This window comes from Endozoicomonas sp. SESOKO2 (genome assembly GCF_024606245.1).
GTDB lineage: Bacteria > Pseudomonadota > Gammaproteobacteria > Pseudomonadales > Endozoicomonadaceae > Endozoicomonas_A.
This window is the reverse complement of sequence record NZ_JAHHPQ010000338.1, coordinates 1-15,711: the sequence shown is the minus strand read 5'-3', so window position 1 is coordinate 15,711 and position 15,711 is coordinate 1. Positions and strand designations below refer to the sequence as shown.

Sequence of the window (15,711 nt, the reverse complement as noted above, 5' to 3'; positions counted from 1 at the left end):
CAATTTATTGCAACCGCAGTAGGACAGCCTTAAGTCCGACAGGCTGCTAGTGCTGGCGTTGATGTGGCGTCCAATGTTTAATAGCCGGGCTTCAAGAATTGCATTTCTCTGAAAGGGATTGTTTATGGCCATCTTTCGATTGGAAAACCCTGTGCAGCATTATGACTGGGGCAGTCAGAATGCTATGTGTGAACTTTTCGGTATGGCTAACGAGTCCGGTCGGCCAATGGCTGAGCTCTGGATGGGGGCTCATCCGAAGGCACCTTCTATGGCTCTGGTTGATGATCCGGTGCCCTTGAATGCGCTGGTGGATGACCAGGCCGCCCATCTGGGTAGAGGATCTCTGGAAAAGTTTGGTCACAGGCTGCCTTTTCTTTTCAAAGTGCTGGCTGCTGCCAAGCCGCTGTCTATACAGTCCCATCCTAACAAACAGCAGGCGTTGGCAGGGTTTGTTCATGAAAATCATCTGGGCGTGCCGCTGGACGCCTTTCATCGAAACTACCGGGATGATAATCACAAGCCAGAGTTGCTCTACGCCCTGACACCTTTCAGAGCCATGAATGGTTTCCGGTCACTGGATGAAATGCGTTTTTTGTTCGAAATGGCTGGGCTGGAATCGCTGGTAGAGGCATTGTGCTGGCTTGGAGAAGGCAAACTCAGGGCTTTTTATGAACACCTGATGGGCCTTAAGGAAGAAAAAAAGGACTGTTTGGTTGCTGCTGCTCTGTCGTTTGCTGAGACTTCGGATCATCCGGCCTGGCAGGAAGTCTGTCGTCTGAATCAATTCTATCCGGGTGACATCGCTGTTCTCAGTCCATTACTGCTTAACGTTGTAGAACTGACTCCGGGCCAGGCCATGTTCCTCAGAGCAGGGACACTCCATACCTATCTCGAAGGTACGGCATTGGAAATCATGGCATGCTCCGACAATGTTCTCAGAGGTGGGCTGACCAGCAAGCATGTTGATGTACCCGAGCTGCTCAAGACCATTGAGTTCGTCACCGTTGCCCCTGCTGATGTGTACCTGAAGCCTGAACGGGAAGAAAATGGTGAAACCCGTTTTGTCTCTCCTGTCGATGATTTTCTTTTTAGTGTCATTCAGTCTGAGCAGGCTAGTGAACCTTTTCAGGTAAAAGCCGCCGAGATTCTCTTTTGTGTGGAAGGTCATCAGTGTATCAGAGCTGGAGAAAGATCTGTTGAACTGACACCTGGCAGTGCCTGTTTCATTAGTGCTATGGCAGAATCCTACCGAGTGGAAGGTGTTGGCCGTCTGGCCAGAGCGACATCCACTCCCTAAAACAGGGCAAATTACTTATGCTGCTTCTGCTATCTCACGATCGTGAATGAGTGACCCTTAATGTCGAACAGGGTTTTCTGATATATCATTGTTCGTTCTCTAATTTTGAAAAATATTATGCCAGTGACTCAGCTCAAACCCTTGGACCGTAAGTTTTCCGTTGCCCCCATGATGGACTGGACGGACAGGCATTGCCGTTATTTTCACCGTTTATTATCAGAGCGCTCGCTGCTCTATACCGAAATGGTGACGACCGGAGCTCTGGTATTTGGTGATAAAGAGCGTTTTCTCAAACACAATCCTGAAGAGTATCCACTGGCTCTTCAAGTGGGTGGTCACGACCCAAAACATCTTTCCCAGTCAGCGCAGTATGCTGAACAATGTGGCTACCATGAAATCAATCTGAACGTGGGGTGTCCCAGCGACAGGGTTCAGAGTGGCCGGATAGGTGCCTGTCTCATGGCAGAACCTCAAACCGTCGCAGAAGCTGTCAAAGCCATGAAACAGGCGGTCAATATTCCAGTGACGGTGAAACACAGGATTGGCATAAACGGTCGTGATACCTACGAGGAACTGGTGGATTTTGTGGGTAAAGTGGCTGAAGCCGGTTGTGAAACATTTATTGTTCACGCACGTATTGCGATTCTTGAAGGCCTGTCTCCCAAAGAAAACCGTGATATTCCTCCTCTTAAGCCCGAGGTGGTTTATCGACTGAAAAAAGATTTTTCGGATCTGGAAATCATCATCAATGGCGGCATAGGATCCTTTGCTGAGATTGAGCAACACATGGAGCGTGTGGACGGCGTTATGTTGGGCCGGGAGGCTTACCATAATCCCTATCTGATGGCTGAAGTCGATAATCGTCTTTATGGTACCGGTAAACCAATGATTGAGCGTCATCAGGTGGTTGAGAAAATGCTGCCCTACATTGAGTCCGAGCTGGCAAAAGGCACATACCTGAGCCACATAACCCGTCATATGTTGGGCCTATATCAGGGCGAGCCCGGGGCTCGTAAGTTCCGTCGTTATATCAGCGAAAATGCCCATAAAAAAGGCGCCGGATCAGAAGTTCTGCTTGAAGCAGTCAGGCAGGTTGAAAGTCTCAGGGAACGGGCGCAGGATGCAGCTTGAGTCACCGTCAACAAGGCTGATGGTGGGCCTGTTGAGCTGAAACTTTCTTTCTTGAGAAAGCTCTCAGCTCTTGCCCTTGGTATTATTCTTACCGCTGTTTTGAATCTGCTCAAGCTGTTTCACCAGCTCACTGAAAGCTTCCCGGTTTTCTTCGCTCAGACCCATCAGCACCTTGTGGGCATCCAGAACTTGCCTGACCTGGGTGGGTTGCTCCAGATTTCCATCGCAAGCAATATCGTGCATGTTCAGGTTCAGCTTTTCATAGCCTTCCAGCTCCTTGACAATCACAAATACCCTGTCAAACCCCATACTCAGCAGAATCCGGGTGATGTCATCTTTGGTTGAAATAATTACTGGTACCAGCCCCAGGTTTTTCTTGGTCTGAATAGACAGTTTGGCCAGTAGACCCAGTGAGGTGCTGTCGATAGTGTCTGTGTCGGTCAGGTCAATAATGACCGAGGTGAAATCAGGCTCATTGATCATCTGTTCCAGAGATGAGCACAGAGTCAAGCGCACTTCCCCCACCAGTTTCAGAACATAGGTACCATCGTTTTTTGCGAACAGTATTTTTCCAGTAGTCATTCACTCTCGAGCCAGAATCAGCATGGCCATGTCGTCCGGAGCGGCTTTCATGGTTTTTAGCCCCAGCTTTTCTGTCAGCGCTGATACGTTGACGGCTCCCTCTTTGATAACAGACAACAAGTAGTCTTCCTTCTCCTGAAGTGTCTGCTGCGGCAGTACCTCCAGAATACCGTCGGACAGGATAGTTAAGGTAAATTGCTCGGGCAAGTCAATGGTGACATCTTCAAAAGTCGCATCTTCGAACAGGCCTACCGGTAACCCCCGGCCTTCAATACATCGGGTCTCTTTCGGCGTGGAAAGAATGGGTAGAGGGTAATGGCCGCCAAAGGCATAAGTCAGCTTCTGATCACGGGTGTCGACGACACCGCCAAAGACTGCAACATGCTTGCCCAGACCCGTTTCCAGAAGGCTGCGATTGAGGAAGTTCAGCACATGGGAAGGTTTGACCCTGGCCCGGCCTCCATGGGACTGATATTCCTTGAGCAAGTTCATGGACATATGCTTCAGTAATACCGTGATAAAGGCTGAAGATGCTCCGTGACCGGAGACATCAGCCAGATAAAAGGAAAAGCTGTGTTCGTTCAGAGCGAAGTAGTCAACAAAGTCGCCACTGAGGTAGAGAGAAGGGATGATCTGGTGGTCTACTTTGAAGTTTTCAAAGATCAGTGGCTCCTGGGGAAGCATCTTCATCTGAACCTGACGGCCTGCTTTCTGATCCTCCTGTAGCAGATGCAGGTTGCTTTCCAGCGAGTGAATAGCTTCTTCAAGGCTTTCACGGTAGCGGCGATTTTCAAGTATCAGTTGGGCATTTTCAAGAGCACGGTTAATGGCATACTCCAGAACCTCCAGATCGACAATAGGTTTGACGAGATAGTTACTGGCGCCAAGACGCAGTGCTTGTACCACGTCGGTCATGACACCGGCACCGGAAACCACGATAAAGGGCATATCCGGAGACAGCTCACGGACGCTACGAAGCACCGACAGTCCATCCAGTTTGGGCATTCGCAGGTCACAGAGAATCAGGTCCGGGGGAGTCTCCTTGAAGATTGCCAGACCCTGCTCACCATTTTCTGCCTGAAGAATACTGAATCCGCTACCTTCGAGATAGGCTACGATGCTTTCTCTGACAATTGTGTCATCATCAATGACCAGAATGGTACTACTGGTCATATCCAGAGTCCTGCCCGCTGGAGAGATCTGTTCAGACCTGTGTCAAGAAAATCTGCATCAAGGAAAACAGAGTGCATCTGACGTTGAACCATGATTAATTTGTGATGGATGAAACATACTCTCAACCCGGCTTTGCTGCAAGCTGAGGGAAGGTAAAGCGCAGAAATCTATCTTGAGCTGAGGTACCGTTTGTTCTGGTCTAATCGTCCGATTATATCGCGGCAGGGTTGGCCGGATACGCCTAAATCAGTGTGTTAGCACCCTGTTTCAGGCGTATTTGGGCGGGTGTTATCTCATCAGAAATCGTCTTCTGGCAGCTGACCTGTAATCAGGTATTCACGACGTTGCAGATAAGCATCGCGGATAAAGGTATAGCGATCACCCACAATCAGTTCTTCAGAGCTGAGCAGGGACGAACGAGTGTTAACCAAGTCCACTCCTCTGGCCGTCCAACGATCCCGCTCCGGCTGAATCTGTCCCTGGAGGTTCATCATTGAGTCCGGCAATAAGCCGATACCTGATCTCAGTGTTCTTGATCCAAAGAATGGCAACACTACATAAGGTCCTGATGGTGTACCCCAGTGGGCGAGTGTCAGGCCAAAGTCTTCATATTTCTGCTCAATCCCCAGTGGGGTGGCGACATCAACCAGTCCCAGCATACCTACCGTTGAGTTAATGCCAAAGCGTCCAACTGAACTCAGTGCCTCACTGCCTTTAAATTGTAATAAAGCGTTGGCAGCATTGCGGATCTCGCCGAGGTTTGAAAAGAAGTTTGTGACCAGCTGCTGAACAGGCTTGGGAGTCACTGTATCGTAACCCTTAGCCACAGGCTTCAGAGCATAAGTGTCCAGCGTATCATTGAACGAAAAGATAGCGCGGTTCGCTTTCTCCCAGGGGTCGTCGTAGGAAACGACAGCAGCACCGGCACTGGAAACAAATCCGGCGAGTAGCAAGGCGGGTATTACTTTAACCATATTTTTTAGAGTATTTTTCAGGTTTGCAGCCAGTGAGCGTGTCACGTTCCTGTCCTCGCTTTCCTTGTTGATAGAAACTAGCCCAAATCATCGTGTGTGGAGAGTTACAGTTTGAATTATTGCACCGTTGAGTGGAATAAATCATAAGGGTATCCATTTTATACTGATTCGAAAGACTTAAAAATGTATAAAAATCTCTCACTTGCCTGTGAATCTGCCAAAACCACGAGCCTGCGACAATCTAACGGTGTCCGTAAAGGATATTTTCTGACCATGCCAGCTAAGGAGTATACGTTTGGACAACCTGGCAATTATTCTCGTATTCGTCTCATCTTTCATGCATGCCGGCTGGAATTGTCTTGGAAAAAGAGTAAGGCCTTCAGGAGCCAGCTTTACCCTGTCTGTAATGCTCGGGATGCTGGCTTTTGTGCCTCTGTTGCTTTTTTATATCGACTGGTTGGGAGAAATCTCCCGGGAAATTTGGTACCTGTTAATTCTGAGTGGCCTGTTTCAGGCCATCTACTATCTGGGACTGGGTCAATCTTACCGTTTTGGCGATATGTCGCTGATGTATCCGGTCTCGCGCGCTCTTCCTGTTCTTCTGGTTCCGCCTGTTATCGGTTTATTAGGTTGGGGGGCAGAGCTCTCACCGGGAAAATGGCTGGCTTTCAGCCTCATTGTTTCAGGCTGTATCATCCTGCCACTCTGGCACTGGAGAGATATCAGGTGGTCTCACTACCTCAACTCTGCAACGGCCTTTGCAGTGATGGCTGCCCTGGGTATCACGGGATATTCTGTGGTCGACAGTCAGGCTCTCATGTTAATGAGAGCGCTGTGGCCCGTTGAAGGAGTGGCCTTTAAAAGTGCTCTGCTCTATCTGATTCTTCAGGCCGTCACAACCTGCCTATGGCTGGTGCTTTTCACGTTTCCCTTTCAGAAGCAGCGAATTGAAATAGTACAGTTGTTTGCATGCCATCGTGGTGCTCTGTTTTTTACAGGTGTGGCGATGTTCTCCACCTACAGCATCGTGCTCGCCGCCATGGCGTTTGCTGATAATGTCAGCCTGATTGTGGCTCTGCGCCAGACCAGCATTCCAGTGGGCGTTTTGATGGGGGTTTTTCTGCTTGGAGAGAGAGCTTCGTCACAAAAATGGTGGGGCACTGGATTAATCGTTTCCGGCTTGATTCTGGTAAGTATCTGACGATGCATAAGTAAATGAATCTGGCATGAAACCTGATTAGTAAAAAAGCCACGTATTGGCACTGGAAGCTGAAAATATCTTGTGAGACTATCAGGAGCTTGGCAATCAGGAGGAATCATGGACGACAGCCGAAAGAATGAAACCGAGACTCAAAGCAGTACACATAGTTGTCACAATGAGGCACGGTTACTGGCTCTGAGAAAAGCTTACCTTGCAGGTGAGCTGAGAGTAGACAGTGCCAGAGTGGCAGATAAACTGCTTGCTTTCGAGAGTACACTTGAATCAGCCCTGAGACACCGGGCCCATCTGAATGAAAAAAGCAGCTGACTGATTTCAACGACAGGGATTTATCTCCAGTCAGTTTGCAGAACGACTTTAATTGTTGGAAAAACACCATCCATTCGTTAGAATGCAAAGCGAGCCAGCCGCAACGATCTACGTGCTGGCTTTTCTATGCTCCCTTGGCACAGCTGGATAGCGCGGCCCCCTCCTAAGGGGCAGGTCGGAGGTTCGAATCCTCCAGGGAGCGCCAGATATAGTAAAGGCTCCAGGTTTTGAGCCTTTTTTATCCTTGCGATGGGTCGTCAATAGGTCGGATGCATTACACATTGTCAGAGTATTGCTGAGCCAGACTTTCATAGCTTTTTTGATTGTTCAGCCAGCTATCCAGATCCTCTACCCGATACCGGACTAATTTTTTGCCCACCCTGAAAAATTTTGGGGGAGCTTCCCCGCAAAGTTCTCCTGAAATCCTTGCTCTATCCAATTCAGATTTTGACAGGCCGATGTACTTTGCTGCTTGTGCTGTATTCAAGACGGCAGGTGAGAGTTCTTTAACGGTATGGTGGTTCATTGAGTTTACCTTTATTGAACAGGTTTATATTTTCAGGTAGCAAACTGCCACTCCAGACTTCATTGGTGATTCTGGTTTTCTGGTACTCGCTTTTATTGATCCAGTCTTGTTGATAGGCAACATCAGCAATCCGTTCCGTCAGTGCGGTCAAGGATATGGAGCCTTGTCGTATGATTACGATGTTGTCAGGGGGCTGCATAAGAAACAGGGCAGGGTATGTGGTGAAAATGCCAACCAGAGCAGTATCAGGCCAAGCCCGAAACACCAGATTGCGAATGAGCTGGTTTGTTTTTGAGAAGTTGTCATAACAGAGATGGAATCGATTGTTCAGGATTTTGGCGAGCAAAGAATCGGGATTCTGCCTTTCAATAAACGTCCGCCGCCCAATCGTGCAACGTATTCCAGATTGGGCAGCTCACCAAGCAGTTGTGGTGGAAACAAGTCTCCGGTTTCTTCCAATTGTTGTTCACTGAGGTTACCGGTGAATTCCATGGGGCGGTTAGCGTCGGTGCTGATGCCCTGATTGTGGATAAAGCCATCATTTCCCATAGTGATGACATCAGCTCAGCCACTTTTAGTCCCAATAGCCGCTTTGTGGTGACCACCGGTTTAGTGTCACTTGATAGAGGTACCGAAAACATTGCGAAAATCATTGAACTATGGAAAGAAGAGTAACTCCAGTAGCATCCCGGAAAATCTTGGCTATTCTCTGATGCTCTACCAATAATGTGATTCACCCATGGCGTTCCTTTATTTTTCCAAAACAAACATTCAACACGGATTGTTCTGGCATTTTCTGACAAACAAGAAAAGCGTGATTGGTATTTTTGTTTTTTCCCTGCTGGCTATGATAGTTGTGCCGATATGCTATTCCTCAACCCTTATTGACAGTCATCATCCCGATGGGCGCAAGTTTCGGATTGAAATCAACGATGGGAAAACACGCAATAGCACACTGATAGTGACAGGTGGCCAGCCCGCTGGCAATGCCGATTTTTCCGGTGTCGCCAGAGGAGGTTTTTTTTATTTGCCTCCTCCTCCCTGGGGAGGTGGAGGCGGCAGGCCATCGGGATTGTTCGAAATTGACCTGACTATTCTGCAACCCGTCATCAACTGGCTGATGTCCATAGGCAAGAATTCTGTTTCGTTTGAGCAGCAGCCCTCCCCGGCACGTTTGCAAATCACCCGCGTTAATGTCGATGGCTCTGCCAGTGAAGCGGCTATCCCCCTTGACTGGCTCAACTTTCTGGATAGTGAACAGCTGCCCGATGTTGATTTCTGGGACACTCTCCTCCAGCGTGTCGCCAGGACTTGCCCGGCCAGCGAAAGCCTTCAGTGGCAACTTGGCTGTTTCAAACTGCTTCTTGAGCGTACTGTCTTGAAAACCCATCATGGTGATGGCCGACAGGCAGGTAATGAGGATGGTCAACCCTCTGGCAGCAGACCCAATGCAGGATCAAATGACGCAACTAACCAGCACCATCAACAACAGGAGAAGAGAGAAGCACCTGAAAATCGAGAGAGCAAATCACCGGGAGAAGGTAATGGTAGCAGCGGCGATGGCAATAACAGAAAAGACGACAATGGAGAGCAGAGTAAAAATAATGCTTCGACTCAGGACCTTGAGCTACTTGCCAACCAGCTTTTAGCCATCATTGAAAGCGACGATCCCAACGCCGCTTTTAAATTCAGGGAAATGCTGGATAAGCTGAACATGCCTCAGCGTTTGCAGGTTCTGGAAACAAAAGGCACAAACATCAGGGGTAATACTATTACTCCTCTTGAGGCGATATTGGCACTGCCGCGTTCTTCCTATGAGCACACAACACACAACCGATTTATCGAGCAGCTGCTAGCAGCCACTGACAACAACTACCTGATGATTTTGTCTGACGACAGCCACCTGATGAGTGCCTCTGAAACCATAGATGATTACATCGCTATCAATGCTTTCGACGATAATGCACTGCATGTGGATAAAGAAGAACCTGCACACATTATTGATGCAGAGTGCGCGGTATGTAAGGAGCAGTTTGAACGCACGTCAAATATAGTGAAAACGCCCTGCAATCACCTTTATCACGTAGACTGTTTAAAACAGTGGTTAAACAAAAGGCAGCAGGATGCTTCAATTATAAATTGTCCTACATGTCGTATAGAATTAAACGCCTTGAGTAAAAAACTTAACGACTTTAACCAACTATTGAGAAAATACGACGGTTGTCATTCTTTAGCTATTGCAGAAAGAGCAGTTAATGAATGGAATAAAGCAGAAACAGGTTATGAAACCTTGTACCATTTTATCCAATTTTGCCGACATAACAGCCAGGCATCTGATGATTCACAGTTTGTAAAAATCTTGGGACGCCTCGTTCATCTGGTGACAAAAGCCGAGATCCACCATCACGGTCATATCTCAGCCACCTTCAGCGCCAATAGCCGCCGTATGGTGACCGCCAGTGACGACGGCACTGCGAAAATCTATGTTTATCAGTCCGATGGACCCTGGAAGGAAGAGTTCACTATCCACGACGATGGTCCGGTCAAATTAGCCAGCTTCAGCGCCGATAGTAGTCATGTATTGACCGCCAGTGACGATGGAACAGCAAAAATCTATGTTCGGAAGGAGGATGGTTCATGGCAAGAAGAAATCACTATCCGCCACCGTGGGCCCATTAATTCAGCCACCTTCAGCGCTGATAATAGCCGTGTGTTGACCGCCAGCAAAGATGGTAAAGCAAACATCCATGTTCAGAAGGAGGTTGGATCATGGGAAGAAGAAGGGACCATCAGCCATGATGGTCCGATCGATTTAGCCAGCTTCAGTGATGATGGTAGCCATGTGGTGACTGTCGGCGAAGATAATGTGGTAAAAATCACGGGCAAATCAGCCGATGTGTCATGGCAAGTAAAAATCATCGTTATCCATAAGGGCTATGTCAACTCAGCCATCTTTAGCCCCGATAACCGCTATGTGGTGATCGCCAGTGACGATGGTACGGCAAAAATCATTGGCTGGAAAGACGATGAATCATGGGAAGAAGAATTCACCATTAGCCATATTAGCACCGATAGTTCGGTCATATCAGCCGCCTTCAGCCCGGATAGCCGACATGTGTTGACTGTTGGCAAGGATAACCTGGTTAAAATCATTGGCAAACGGGCCGACGGATCATGGGTAGTAAAAGCCATCATTTCCCACAGTCATTTCATTGAGACAGCCACCTTCAGTCCCGATAGCCGCCATGTGGTGACCGCCAGTTTCGACAAACAGGCAAAAATCTACGGCGAAAAGACCGATGTCTTATGGGAAGAAGAAATCACTATCCACCACAATCATTGGGTCTTCTTAGCCACCTTCAGTCCCGATAGCCAACATGCAGTAACCGGCAGTTATGATGGAACGGCAAAAATCCATAACCATAAGAATGATGGATCATGGGAAGAAGGACTCACTATCCATCATACTGATCAGGTCTCTTCAGCCACCTTCAGTGCCGATGGCCGCTTTGTGATGACCTCTGGTTTTGATGGTATCGTGAACATCAGGCCCCTGACGGGTGACGGGTCACAGAAAGTAGAATTCACTATCCGCCACCCCAATCCAATCTTCTCAGCCAGCTTCAGCGCCAATAGCCGCTTTGTAATGACCCAAAGTTTTTTGGGAGGATTTGGTGTGTTCGGCAACATCGTGTCAATTACTGAACTATGGAAGGAATAGTAAATCAAGCAACGTCCCGGAAACTCTTGGCTATTCTCTGATGCACTACGAATAATGAGATTCACCAAAAGTAGCGGCAACGAACCGGCGGCAGTTTGTCGGTGATAAATTTCTCGGTGTCAGGGTTCTGTGATAGACCCGTGATGCTCCACCAGACTGAATTCCAACCTGTCCATCAATAAACGGCAAGCTCAACTCAACAGCCGGTTTGCGACTCAGGCATTGGAAAAGCAGTAGTGCATTCGTCAGCACCAGTACCAGCAACATCAGTCTGTCCAAACAGAGCTGCTGATGCCATTGCTTCAATCGTCGCAGATAGTCTTGAATAGTCATTTTCGGGAAGGGTAAAAGACCCGAACATAGGGGTTGGGCAAGGTTCTGGCTTTCACAAAATAAAAGCCCAGCCAGTAAATGGTTCTTCCTGTTAGGATTGGGAGAGGTCTTGTGCTACAGGTGCTTCAGGAATAGAGATTCCAGTTCCAACATGGAGCTTAATTGTTGCTTTTTGGCAGTTTTATGAAGCTGTACAATAACTTCATATTGATCCGGCTCACCTTCTGCGTCACAGAAAACTTTGAGTTCATCCGGAATAATTTCATAGTTAATCATAATGGCCAGTGCCTGCACCAGAGAGGGTGAAAATAAGCCAGAAGTCGATCTTTAATTACATCGGAGGCAAGCAAAATGGGTATGTCGCCTTGTTCTGAATGAGCGACAGTGGTTTCTTGAATAATCTGGTTTCCAATAGCGAGAGGTGCAGAAGGAAACTCAACACAGATCTGCGTTGAATCATTGACAAACACGCGGCCTTGTTTAAAAAAACCTAATTCAGCCATTGCGGTTTTCAGCGATTCTTAGGAGTCGTAGCTGGTGTTAACCATATCAATATCTTTGGTCAGGTATAGGTTTTCACTGTAAATTTCAACGGCTAAACCACCCACCAAAACCACCCGAATGCCATGCTGCTTAAGATGATTGGCGACAATGGCTGCCAGTTCAACAATGGGCGTGCTACTAAAATTTGTCATGATTTAATTCTGAAATTAATGATCCCTTGGTTGGATAGCAATAGTCGGTTTGCCTGCTGCTCTGGGGCGGGTTCTGGTCATGGTGAGGTTCTGGATCATGGAGTCCGGATAGGCCGACAGGGCCGACTTAAGCAGTTCTTTCAATGGCGACAGGAAAGGGTATCGGGGGTTAAGCTGATATTCTCTGAGCCTGCCAATCAGGTGGCTCACCAAAACGCCATCTTCTTCAAGCCGGGCAAGCTGTTTTTGCACGGAGTTTGAGGAGATTTCGTAAAATTCGGCAATGGCCTTGCCATAACCGGAGCTGCGAAGCATTAGATATATAAGGATTTTTTCCTGACTTTCCGCTCGCAAAATGCCTTTCAAAATGAACATGATGTAATATATTATTTTACCAACATATGGTAAATATATACCATTTCATGATATTTATAAATCAATCTATGGTTTTGAGTGGCGGATAGAGCTGGTTTTTTGTTCTTGATACAAGTTGAGTTGTTCAGGTCGAACCTCATGAAATCGGACTTCCAGCCGCTTGCGACTGTCCTCCCGGTGCTGGTCGAAATCCAGCCTTGACCCTTTGCCCGTCAGAGTTTCCAGATTCAACTGTTTCAATGTATCAGCATTCAACTCTGGCAGTTTGTTTTGCAATTTGAACAATGCCAGCCACTCGCTGAGGTCAATCTGGTTCCAGTCCACTGAATGCAGAGTTTCAGGCGTTATAACCGAGCAAACCGGATGTTTGGCAGAGCCCCATCCAGTGTTCAGCTGCTTCCTGATCTGTACTCTACGCTGCTCAACCCCAAAAACTTGCTTTCTCTGTAACTGCCGACTTTATGGCAGGTTTTCATCTCCCGTTTGGCGGCCAATTTAAATTCTTCGGTATCACATTTCTTGTTGATCTGGATAATCAGTTTGGTCATGGTATAAGCCGTGTAGATCATGGTGACGACACTGATTGCTGAGGTGATGGCCGGGTTCATAATCAGGGTTTGTTGGCTCAGCTGACCGCCCTGAGAAGCCAGGTTATCACCAACTGTTCGGAACAGCAGATTGGTGGCATCCTCGCCCAGATTTTTATGGACGACTTCTGCCATCTTTCGCATCGATTGTTGCTGCATATTTCCGAGCATAGTCTTCTGAGCTTCCTGCGACAGTTCTCCGGCAATGGGCTTGGCAGTGGCAGTCTGAGCATGTACTTCAGCGGGTGTCGGCCAGAGCTTTTCAGTGAGCTTGTCCCAGCTTTTGCCTAAATCGGACCATAGATTCTTTGCAGGCTGACTGAGCTTGTTAATGCCCTCCATCAGCGGTTCCCTCATTTTCTGACAAGACCCGGTCAGCTGATTGGGGAAATTCCTCTGTAGATGGATTGCTGATTGATCAATCGCCCACTGTGTCAGGAAAGTTGTCGCTGATGGTTTCTGGTGGCTTTACATTTTAACTATCCCAAGTGTTAGGAATAATATCGTTATTCTTTGGACTTTCTATTGTCCAACCTCTTCCCTTAGTGTCATCATCAAACCTATCGATTTTTTAGTAGTTATGCCTCTATATGTCTAAAACCATAGCCTTTTATGAAGACAATTCAGATACTTTCTATGACTCTACCGTGAGCGTAGATGCACAGGCATTATACGACCGGTTTCTAGCACTATAACTGGGTAACACGAAGAACCGGTCGCTACGCCACCTGATTAAGATCAATGCGTTCCAGGTTTGCTGTATCGACCACTTGCCTGGCTTTCCACAACTCTCCTGAAGTGTCATCCAGCTTTCAGCAGAACCACCCAGTACTTCCGACGGTCGAATGGCCATTTCCGGTGAAACGCCTGCTTTTTCATTCAGCAAACGATTGAAAGTACTTCTGGCCACGCCCAGCTGGTCGGCAATTCTGTTTGCGGTCATTGAGGTGAATGGCTCAATGTAGGTGCGGTTGATCAATGCTCCTGGGTGAGGTGGATCAAATTGTTGTGTAGCCATCAGTGGTAATCCTCGTAGTTCACGATGTAGGTATCTCCGTTTTTAAATTCAAACACAATGCGCCAGTTACCTAACCTGATACATTAACGGTCCAAAGTCCTTCACGGTGGCATTTCAATGGCTGAAGGTGGGCCGTGTAGAATTCGGAGAATTGGCTACAAGTATGGGACTGGTGGAAGAACAAGAATATTGAAATTAAAACACTCTGCGGCTTGCTACTGATCACGTCAGCCTTATACATGGTGCTTATGGGAATAGATTATTTCTATCCCAAGTTTCTGCTGTGAGTGTTAGCCGATGCCTGTGAACAGGCGGTCCAGAGCCATCAATATATCACCTCGGTCTGATTCTATATTGGCTACTTTCTCAACAAGATAAGACGAAGGAATACTGGTAAGATGTGGGATAATCAACATCCATTGTTCACTTTCAAGTTCGACCAATGGACACACTTTCAGCATTTTTTCGAATTGGCTGGAATGACTCAACGGTGCCACGACTTGACTTTTTTTAGACGGAATCAAGTCTGATTGAAGAACAACGATGTATGGATAGTGCTCTGCACTGTCACCTGTATTTCTGAAAACATCAAACTGAGCCATTAAAACAACCTCATGCCGTCGCTGAATAAGCCATGTTTTTCTACAAACTGGTCCAGTTCTTCAGCGGCTTCCTTGTAAAGTTTCTTCAAACGTTCTTCCTCCAAACTCCTGACTTCAGCCTTAACGCCTTGTTCGGCGGCAGAAGAAATATTAATGTTCAACTCACGAGCCTGCTCTAACAGCTCGTCATCTATGGTCACTGTGGTTTTACTTTTGCTCATATCAATACCTACTTATTGAGTATTTTGGTTAGTATAGCAGGTATATATTAGAACTATTTCCCATACTTCCCAACCGCGTCAGCAGACAGCTTGCTGATTTCCCGGTTCAGCCGGTCGATCTTCTGCCGTTTCACCTTAGCACTCATAAAGCGGTTGTCCATGATCTTGCGCATGTCTTTCCTGAGTGTGCTGATTTTGCGGGCATAGCGATTCAGGTCTTTGCGGACGCCAGTTTGTTGCGGTTGGTTTTCTCCAGCTTTCTGGCCTGATCTTCCTGACCACTGTCCCGGTAACGGATGATGGTAGCGGCCAGATCGTTCAGCTCGATTGCATCTCGTACATTTCCGTAATGTAGCGGGTGGCATCGACGCCATCACTGACGAAGGAACCGGGCATAGGCAAATCACGAATTCGCACTGCCGTATGGGGTGCAGCACCTACGCCATATCGGGTGGCCACGTCGACGGCGGTCAGAGCGCAGCGTAATCGTTACCGGTTGACTCGTTTTGGCTTCAGCATTCCGGTCAGGGTATCGCCATAGTCATCACGGGGCCAGCTGTCCTTGTCGGCGTCATAGGTGCGCTGGCCGTCTGACCATACATTACCCTGACGTTGCAAGCTAAACCCGTCGCTGGATTCAATCAGGTAGTTGTGTTTGTCGGTGTCGTCGTTCAGTGAGTAGCGGTTTTTTTCCTGTGTCGGAGTTGTTTTCAGTGACCACCCCTTCAGTTTTACAATTGACAAGGGATGTAGCGGTGGCTATCATACCGAAACCTTCGAGCTGATGAACCACGCTCTGGAATTGCACCGGAGACAGTAGAGTCAGACGAAGGCTTCCCTTGTTTCTGACGTATTTAAGCCTGCCTTTTTTGATCCAGTTTCTGTATTTTGGGCAGGAGTGTCCATAAAATCGGGATAGCCATGCCCTTGTAGTTGATTGCCAGAAAC

The 15,711-nt window shown here is 47.7% G+C and carries 23 protein-coding genes, 1 tRNA gene and 1 pseudogene; 7 read left to right on the top strand and 18 right to left on the bottom strand.

Annotated features, from left to right (window positions below; genetic code table 11):
• Nucleotides 1-124 precede the first annotated feature (124 nt).
• Complete coding sequence (gene manA / locus KDK17_RS07790) at nucleotides 125-1,297, top strand: mannose-6-phosphate isomerase, class I (protein ID WP_257279983.1); 1,173 nt, start codon at nucleotides 125-127, stop codon at nucleotides 1,295-1,297.
• Between the two features lie 141 nt (nucleotides 1,298-1,438).
• The gene (dusA, locus tag KDK17_RS07785) at nucleotides 1,439-2,428 is read left to right on the top strand and encodes a tRNA dihydrouridine(20/20a) synthase DusA (protein WP_373690669.1); all 990 of its coding nucleotides are present in this window, start codon (nucleotides 1,439-1,441) and stop codon (nucleotides 2,426-2,428) included.
• Nucleotides 2,429-2,491: 63 nt separating this feature from the next.
• Here the strand turns inward: dusA and KDK17_RS07780 are convergent, their stop codons facing one another.
• From KDK17_RS07780 to KDK17_RS07770, 3 genes are all read right to left on the bottom strand, one after another.
• Nucleotides 2,492-3,010, bottom strand: a complete 519-nt coding sequence (locus KDK17_RS07780; RefSeq protein ID WP_257287768.1) for an STAS domain-containing protein — start codon at nucleotides 3,008-3,010, stop codon at nucleotides 2,492-2,494.
• Nucleotides 3,011-4,183 carry a SpoIIE family protein phosphatase gene (locus KDK17_RS07775; RefSeq protein WP_257279980.1) on the bottom strand — a complete coding sequence of 391 codons (1,173 nt, stop codon included), beginning with the start codon at nucleotides 4,181-4,183 and terminating at the stop codon, nucleotides 3,011-3,013.
• A gap of 296 nt (nucleotides 4,184-4,479) precedes the next feature.
• Complete coding sequence (locus KDK17_RS07770) at nucleotides 4,480-5,202, bottom strand: VacJ family lipoprotein (RefSeq protein WP_257279979.1); 723 nt, start codon at nucleotides 5,200-5,202, stop codon at nucleotides 4,480-4,482.
• A gap of 250 nt (nucleotides 5,203-5,452) precedes the next feature.
• Here KDK17_RS07770 and KDK17_RS07765 point away from each other — a divergent pair, with 250 nt between their 5' ends.
• The 3 genes from KDK17_RS07765 (at nucleotide 5,453) to KDK17_RS07755 (ending at nucleotide 6,890) form a co-directional block, all read left to right on the top strand.
• On the top strand, nucleotides 5,453-6,358 hold the full coding sequence (locus tag KDK17_RS07765; protein ID WP_257279978.1) for a multidrug DMT transporter permease: 906 nt from the start codon (nucleotides 5,453-5,455) through the stop codon (nucleotides 6,356-6,358).
• A gap of 117 nt (nucleotides 6,359-6,475) precedes the next feature.
• Nucleotides 6,476-6,685: a hypothetical protein gene (locus KDK17_RS07760; protein WP_257279977.1), complete on the top strand. Its 210-nt coding sequence runs from the start codon at nucleotides 6,476-6,478 to the stop codon at nucleotides 6,683-6,685.
• Nucleotides 6,686-6,813: 128 nt separating this feature from the next.
• Nucleotides 6,814-6,890: transfer RNA gene (locus KDK17_RS07755), tRNA-Arg, on the top strand.
• Between the two features lie 69 nt (nucleotides 6,891-6,959).
• On the opposite strand, the gene KDK17_RS07750 is transcribed toward KDK17_RS07755, so the two are convergent.
• The 3 genes and pseudogenes from KDK17_RS07750 to KDK17_RS07740 all read right to left on the bottom strand — a co-directional run.
• A complete protein-coding gene (locus KDK17_RS07750) occupies nucleotides 6,960-7,211 on the bottom strand; it encodes an AlpA family transcriptional regulator (protein WP_257274324.1) in 252 nt (83 codons plus the stop codon).
• A complete protein-coding gene (locus tag KDK17_RS07745; protein WP_257287767.1) occupies nucleotides 7,192-7,557 on the bottom strand; it encodes a hypothetical protein in 366 nt (121 codons plus the stop codon). The genes KDK17_RS07750 and KDK17_RS07745 overlap by 20 nt, the downstream gene beginning before the upstream one ends.
• Nucleotides 7,539-7,742 (bottom strand): annotated as a pseudogene (locus tag KDK17_RS07740) (conjugal transfer protein); the annotation flags it as partial. The gene KDK17_RS07745 and the pseudogene KDK17_RS07740, both read right to left, overlap by 19 nt.
• Between KDK17_RS07740 and KDK17_RS07735 the strand changes: the two are divergent.
• Together KDK17_RS07735 and KDK17_RS07730 are read left to right on the top strand one after the other, a co-directional pair.
• Nucleotides 7,671-7,886 carry a hypothetical protein gene (locus tag KDK17_RS07735; protein WP_257280041.1) on the top strand — a complete coding sequence of 72 codons (216 nt, stop codon included), beginning with the start codon at nucleotides 7,671-7,673 and terminating at the stop codon, nucleotides 7,884-7,886. The pseudogene KDK17_RS07740 and the gene KDK17_RS07735 sit on opposite strands and share 72 nt — an antisense overlap.
• A gap of 64 nt (nucleotides 7,887-7,950) precedes the next feature.
• Entirely contained in the window at nucleotides 7,951-10,932 is a 2,982-nt protein-coding gene (locus KDK17_RS07730) for an RING finger domain-containing protein (protein WP_257287766.1), read from the top strand.
• A gap of 45 nt (nucleotides 10,933-10,977) precedes the next feature.
• On the opposite strand, the gene KDK17_RS07725 is transcribed toward KDK17_RS07730, so the two are convergent.
• From KDK17_RS07725 to KDK17_RS07665, 12 genes are all read right to left on the bottom strand, one after another.
• A complete protein-coding gene (locus KDK17_RS07725; RefSeq protein ID WP_257279974.1) occupies nucleotides 10,978-11,211 on the bottom strand; it encodes a hypothetical protein in 234 nt (77 codons plus the stop codon).
• A gap of 168 nt (nucleotides 11,212-11,379) precedes the next feature.
• The gene (locus KDK17_RS07720; protein ID WP_257276184.1) at nucleotides 11,380-11,541 is read right to left on the bottom strand and encodes a hypothetical protein; all 162 of its coding nucleotides are present in this window, start codon (nucleotides 11,539-11,541) and stop codon (nucleotides 11,380-11,382) included.
• Entirely contained in the window at nucleotides 11,538-11,768 is a 231-nt protein-coding gene (locus KDK17_RS07715; RefSeq protein ID WP_257276183.1) for a hypothetical protein, read from the bottom strand. Before KDK17_RS07715 ends, KDK17_RS07720 begins: the two co-directional genes overlap by 4 nt.
• An 18-nt stretch (nucleotides 11,769-11,786) precedes the next feature.
• Complete coding sequence (locus tag KDK17_RS07710) at nucleotides 11,787-11,960, bottom strand: nucleotidyltransferase (RefSeq protein ID WP_257276182.1); 174 nt, start codon at nucleotides 11,958-11,960, stop codon at nucleotides 11,787-11,789.
• A 15-nt stretch (nucleotides 11,961-11,975) separates the two neighbouring features.
• The gene (locus KDK17_RS07705; RefSeq protein WP_257276181.1) at nucleotides 11,976-12,335 is read right to left on the bottom strand and encodes a winged helix-turn-helix domain-containing protein; all 360 of its coding nucleotides are present in this window, start codon (nucleotides 12,333-12,335) and stop codon (nucleotides 11,976-11,978) included.
• A 66-nt stretch (nucleotides 12,336-12,401) separates the two neighbouring features.
• Complete coding sequence (locus KDK17_RS07700; protein WP_257287765.1) at nucleotides 12,402-12,659, bottom strand: hypothetical protein; 258 nt, start codon at nucleotides 12,657-12,659, stop codon at nucleotides 12,402-12,404.
• A gap of 65 nt (nucleotides 12,660-12,724) precedes the next feature.
• Nucleotides 12,725-13,264, bottom strand: coding sequence for a conjugal transfer protein TraN (gene traN, locus KDK17_RS07695; protein WP_257287764.1), 540 nt, complete (start codon nucleotides 13,262-13,264; stop codon nucleotides 12,725-12,727).
• A gap of 292 nt (nucleotides 13,265-13,556) precedes the next feature.
• Complete coding sequence (locus KDK17_RS07690; RefSeq protein ID WP_257274850.1) at nucleotides 13,557-13,940, bottom strand: HigA family addiction module antitoxin; 384 nt, start codon at nucleotides 13,938-13,940, stop codon at nucleotides 13,557-13,559.
• Nucleotides 13,941-14,230: 290 nt separating this feature from the next.
• Complete coding sequence (locus KDK17_RS07680) at nucleotides 14,231-14,542, bottom strand: CcdB family protein (protein WP_257274848.1); 312 nt, start codon at nucleotides 14,540-14,542, stop codon at nucleotides 14,231-14,233.
• Nucleotides 14,542-14,763 carry a type II toxin-antitoxin system CcdA family antitoxin gene (locus KDK17_RS07675; RefSeq protein WP_257274846.1) on the bottom strand — a complete coding sequence of 74 codons (222 nt, stop codon included), beginning with the start codon at nucleotides 14,761-14,763 and terminating at the stop codon, nucleotides 14,542-14,544. The genes KDK17_RS07680 and KDK17_RS07675 overlap by 1 nt, the downstream gene beginning before the upstream one ends.
• A 53-nt stretch (nucleotides 14,764-14,816) precedes the next feature.
• Nucleotides 14,817-15,128 carry a hypothetical protein gene (locus KDK17_RS07670; RefSeq protein ID WP_257274844.1) on the bottom strand — a complete coding sequence of 104 codons (312 nt, stop codon included), beginning with the start codon at nucleotides 15,126-15,128 and terminating at the stop codon, nucleotides 14,817-14,819.
• 124 nt (nucleotides 15,129-15,252) lie between these two features.
• Nucleotides 15,253-15,507 carry a hypothetical protein gene (locus tag KDK17_RS07665; protein WP_257274842.1) on the bottom strand — a complete coding sequence of 85 codons (255 nt, stop codon included), beginning with the start codon at nucleotides 15,505-15,507 and terminating at the stop codon, nucleotides 15,253-15,255.
• Between the last annotated feature and the right edge of the window lie 204 nt (nucleotides 15,508-15,711).

Bases quoted from the DNA above. Each gene is read 5' to 3' on its own strand.
- manA (WP_257279983.1), top strand. From the start codon at position 125: ATGGCCATCTTTCGATTGGAAAACCCTGTGCAGCATTATGACTGGGGC.
- KDK17_RS07780 (WP_257287768.1), bottom strand. From the start codon at position 3,010: ATGACTACTGGAAAAATACTGTTCGCAAAAAACGATGGTACCTATGTT.
- KDK17_RS07775 (WP_257279980.1), bottom strand. From the start codon at position 4,183: ATGACCAGTAGTACCATTCTGGTCATTGATGATGACACAATTGTCAGA.
- KDK17_RS07760 (WP_257279977.1), top strand. From the start codon at position 6,476: ATGGACGACAGCCGAAAGAATGAAACCGAGACTCAAAGCAGTACACAT.
- KDK17_RS07750 (WP_257274324.1), bottom strand. From the start codon at position 7,211: ATGAACCACCATACCGTTAAAGAACTCTCACCTGCCGTCTTGAATACA.
- KDK17_RS07730 (WP_257287766.1), top strand. From the start codon at position 7,951: ATGGCGTTCCTTTATTTTTCCAAAACAAACATTCAACACGGATTGTTC.
- KDK17_RS07720 (WP_257276184.1), bottom strand. From the start codon at position 11,541: ATGATTAACTATGAAATTATTCCGGATGAACTCAAAGTTTTCTGTGAC.
- KDK17_RS07715 (WP_257276183.1), bottom strand. From the start codon at position 11,768: ATGGCTGAATTAGGTTTTTTTAAACAAGGCCGCGTGTTTGTCAATGAT.
- KDK17_RS07710 (WP_257276182.1), bottom strand. From the start codon at position 11,960: ATGACAAATTTTAGTAGCACGCCCATTGTTGAACTGGCAGCCATTGTC.
- KDK17_RS07705 (WP_257276181.1), bottom strand. From the start codon at position 12,335: ATGTTCATTTTGAAAGGCATTTTGCGAGCGGAAAGTCAGGAAAAAATC.
- traN (WP_257287764.1), bottom strand. From the start codon at position 13,264: ATGGAGGGCATTAACAAGCTCAGTCAGCCTGCAAAGAATCTATGGTCC.
- KDK17_RS07690 (WP_257274850.1), bottom strand. From the start codon at position 13,940: ATGGCTACACAACAATTTGATCCACCTCACCCAGGAGCATTGATCAAC.
- KDK17_RS07680 (WP_257274848.1), bottom strand. From the start codon at position 14,542: ATGGCTCAGTTTGATGTTTTCAGAAATACAGGTGACAGTGCAGAGCAC.
- KDK17_RS07675 (WP_257274846.1), bottom strand. From the start codon at position 14,763: ATGAGCAAAAGTAAAACCACAGTGACCATAGATGACGAGCTGTTAGAG.
- KDK17_RS07670 (WP_257274844.1), bottom strand. From the start codon at position 15,128: ATGCCACCCGCTACATTACGGAAATGTACGAGATGCAATCGAGCTGAA.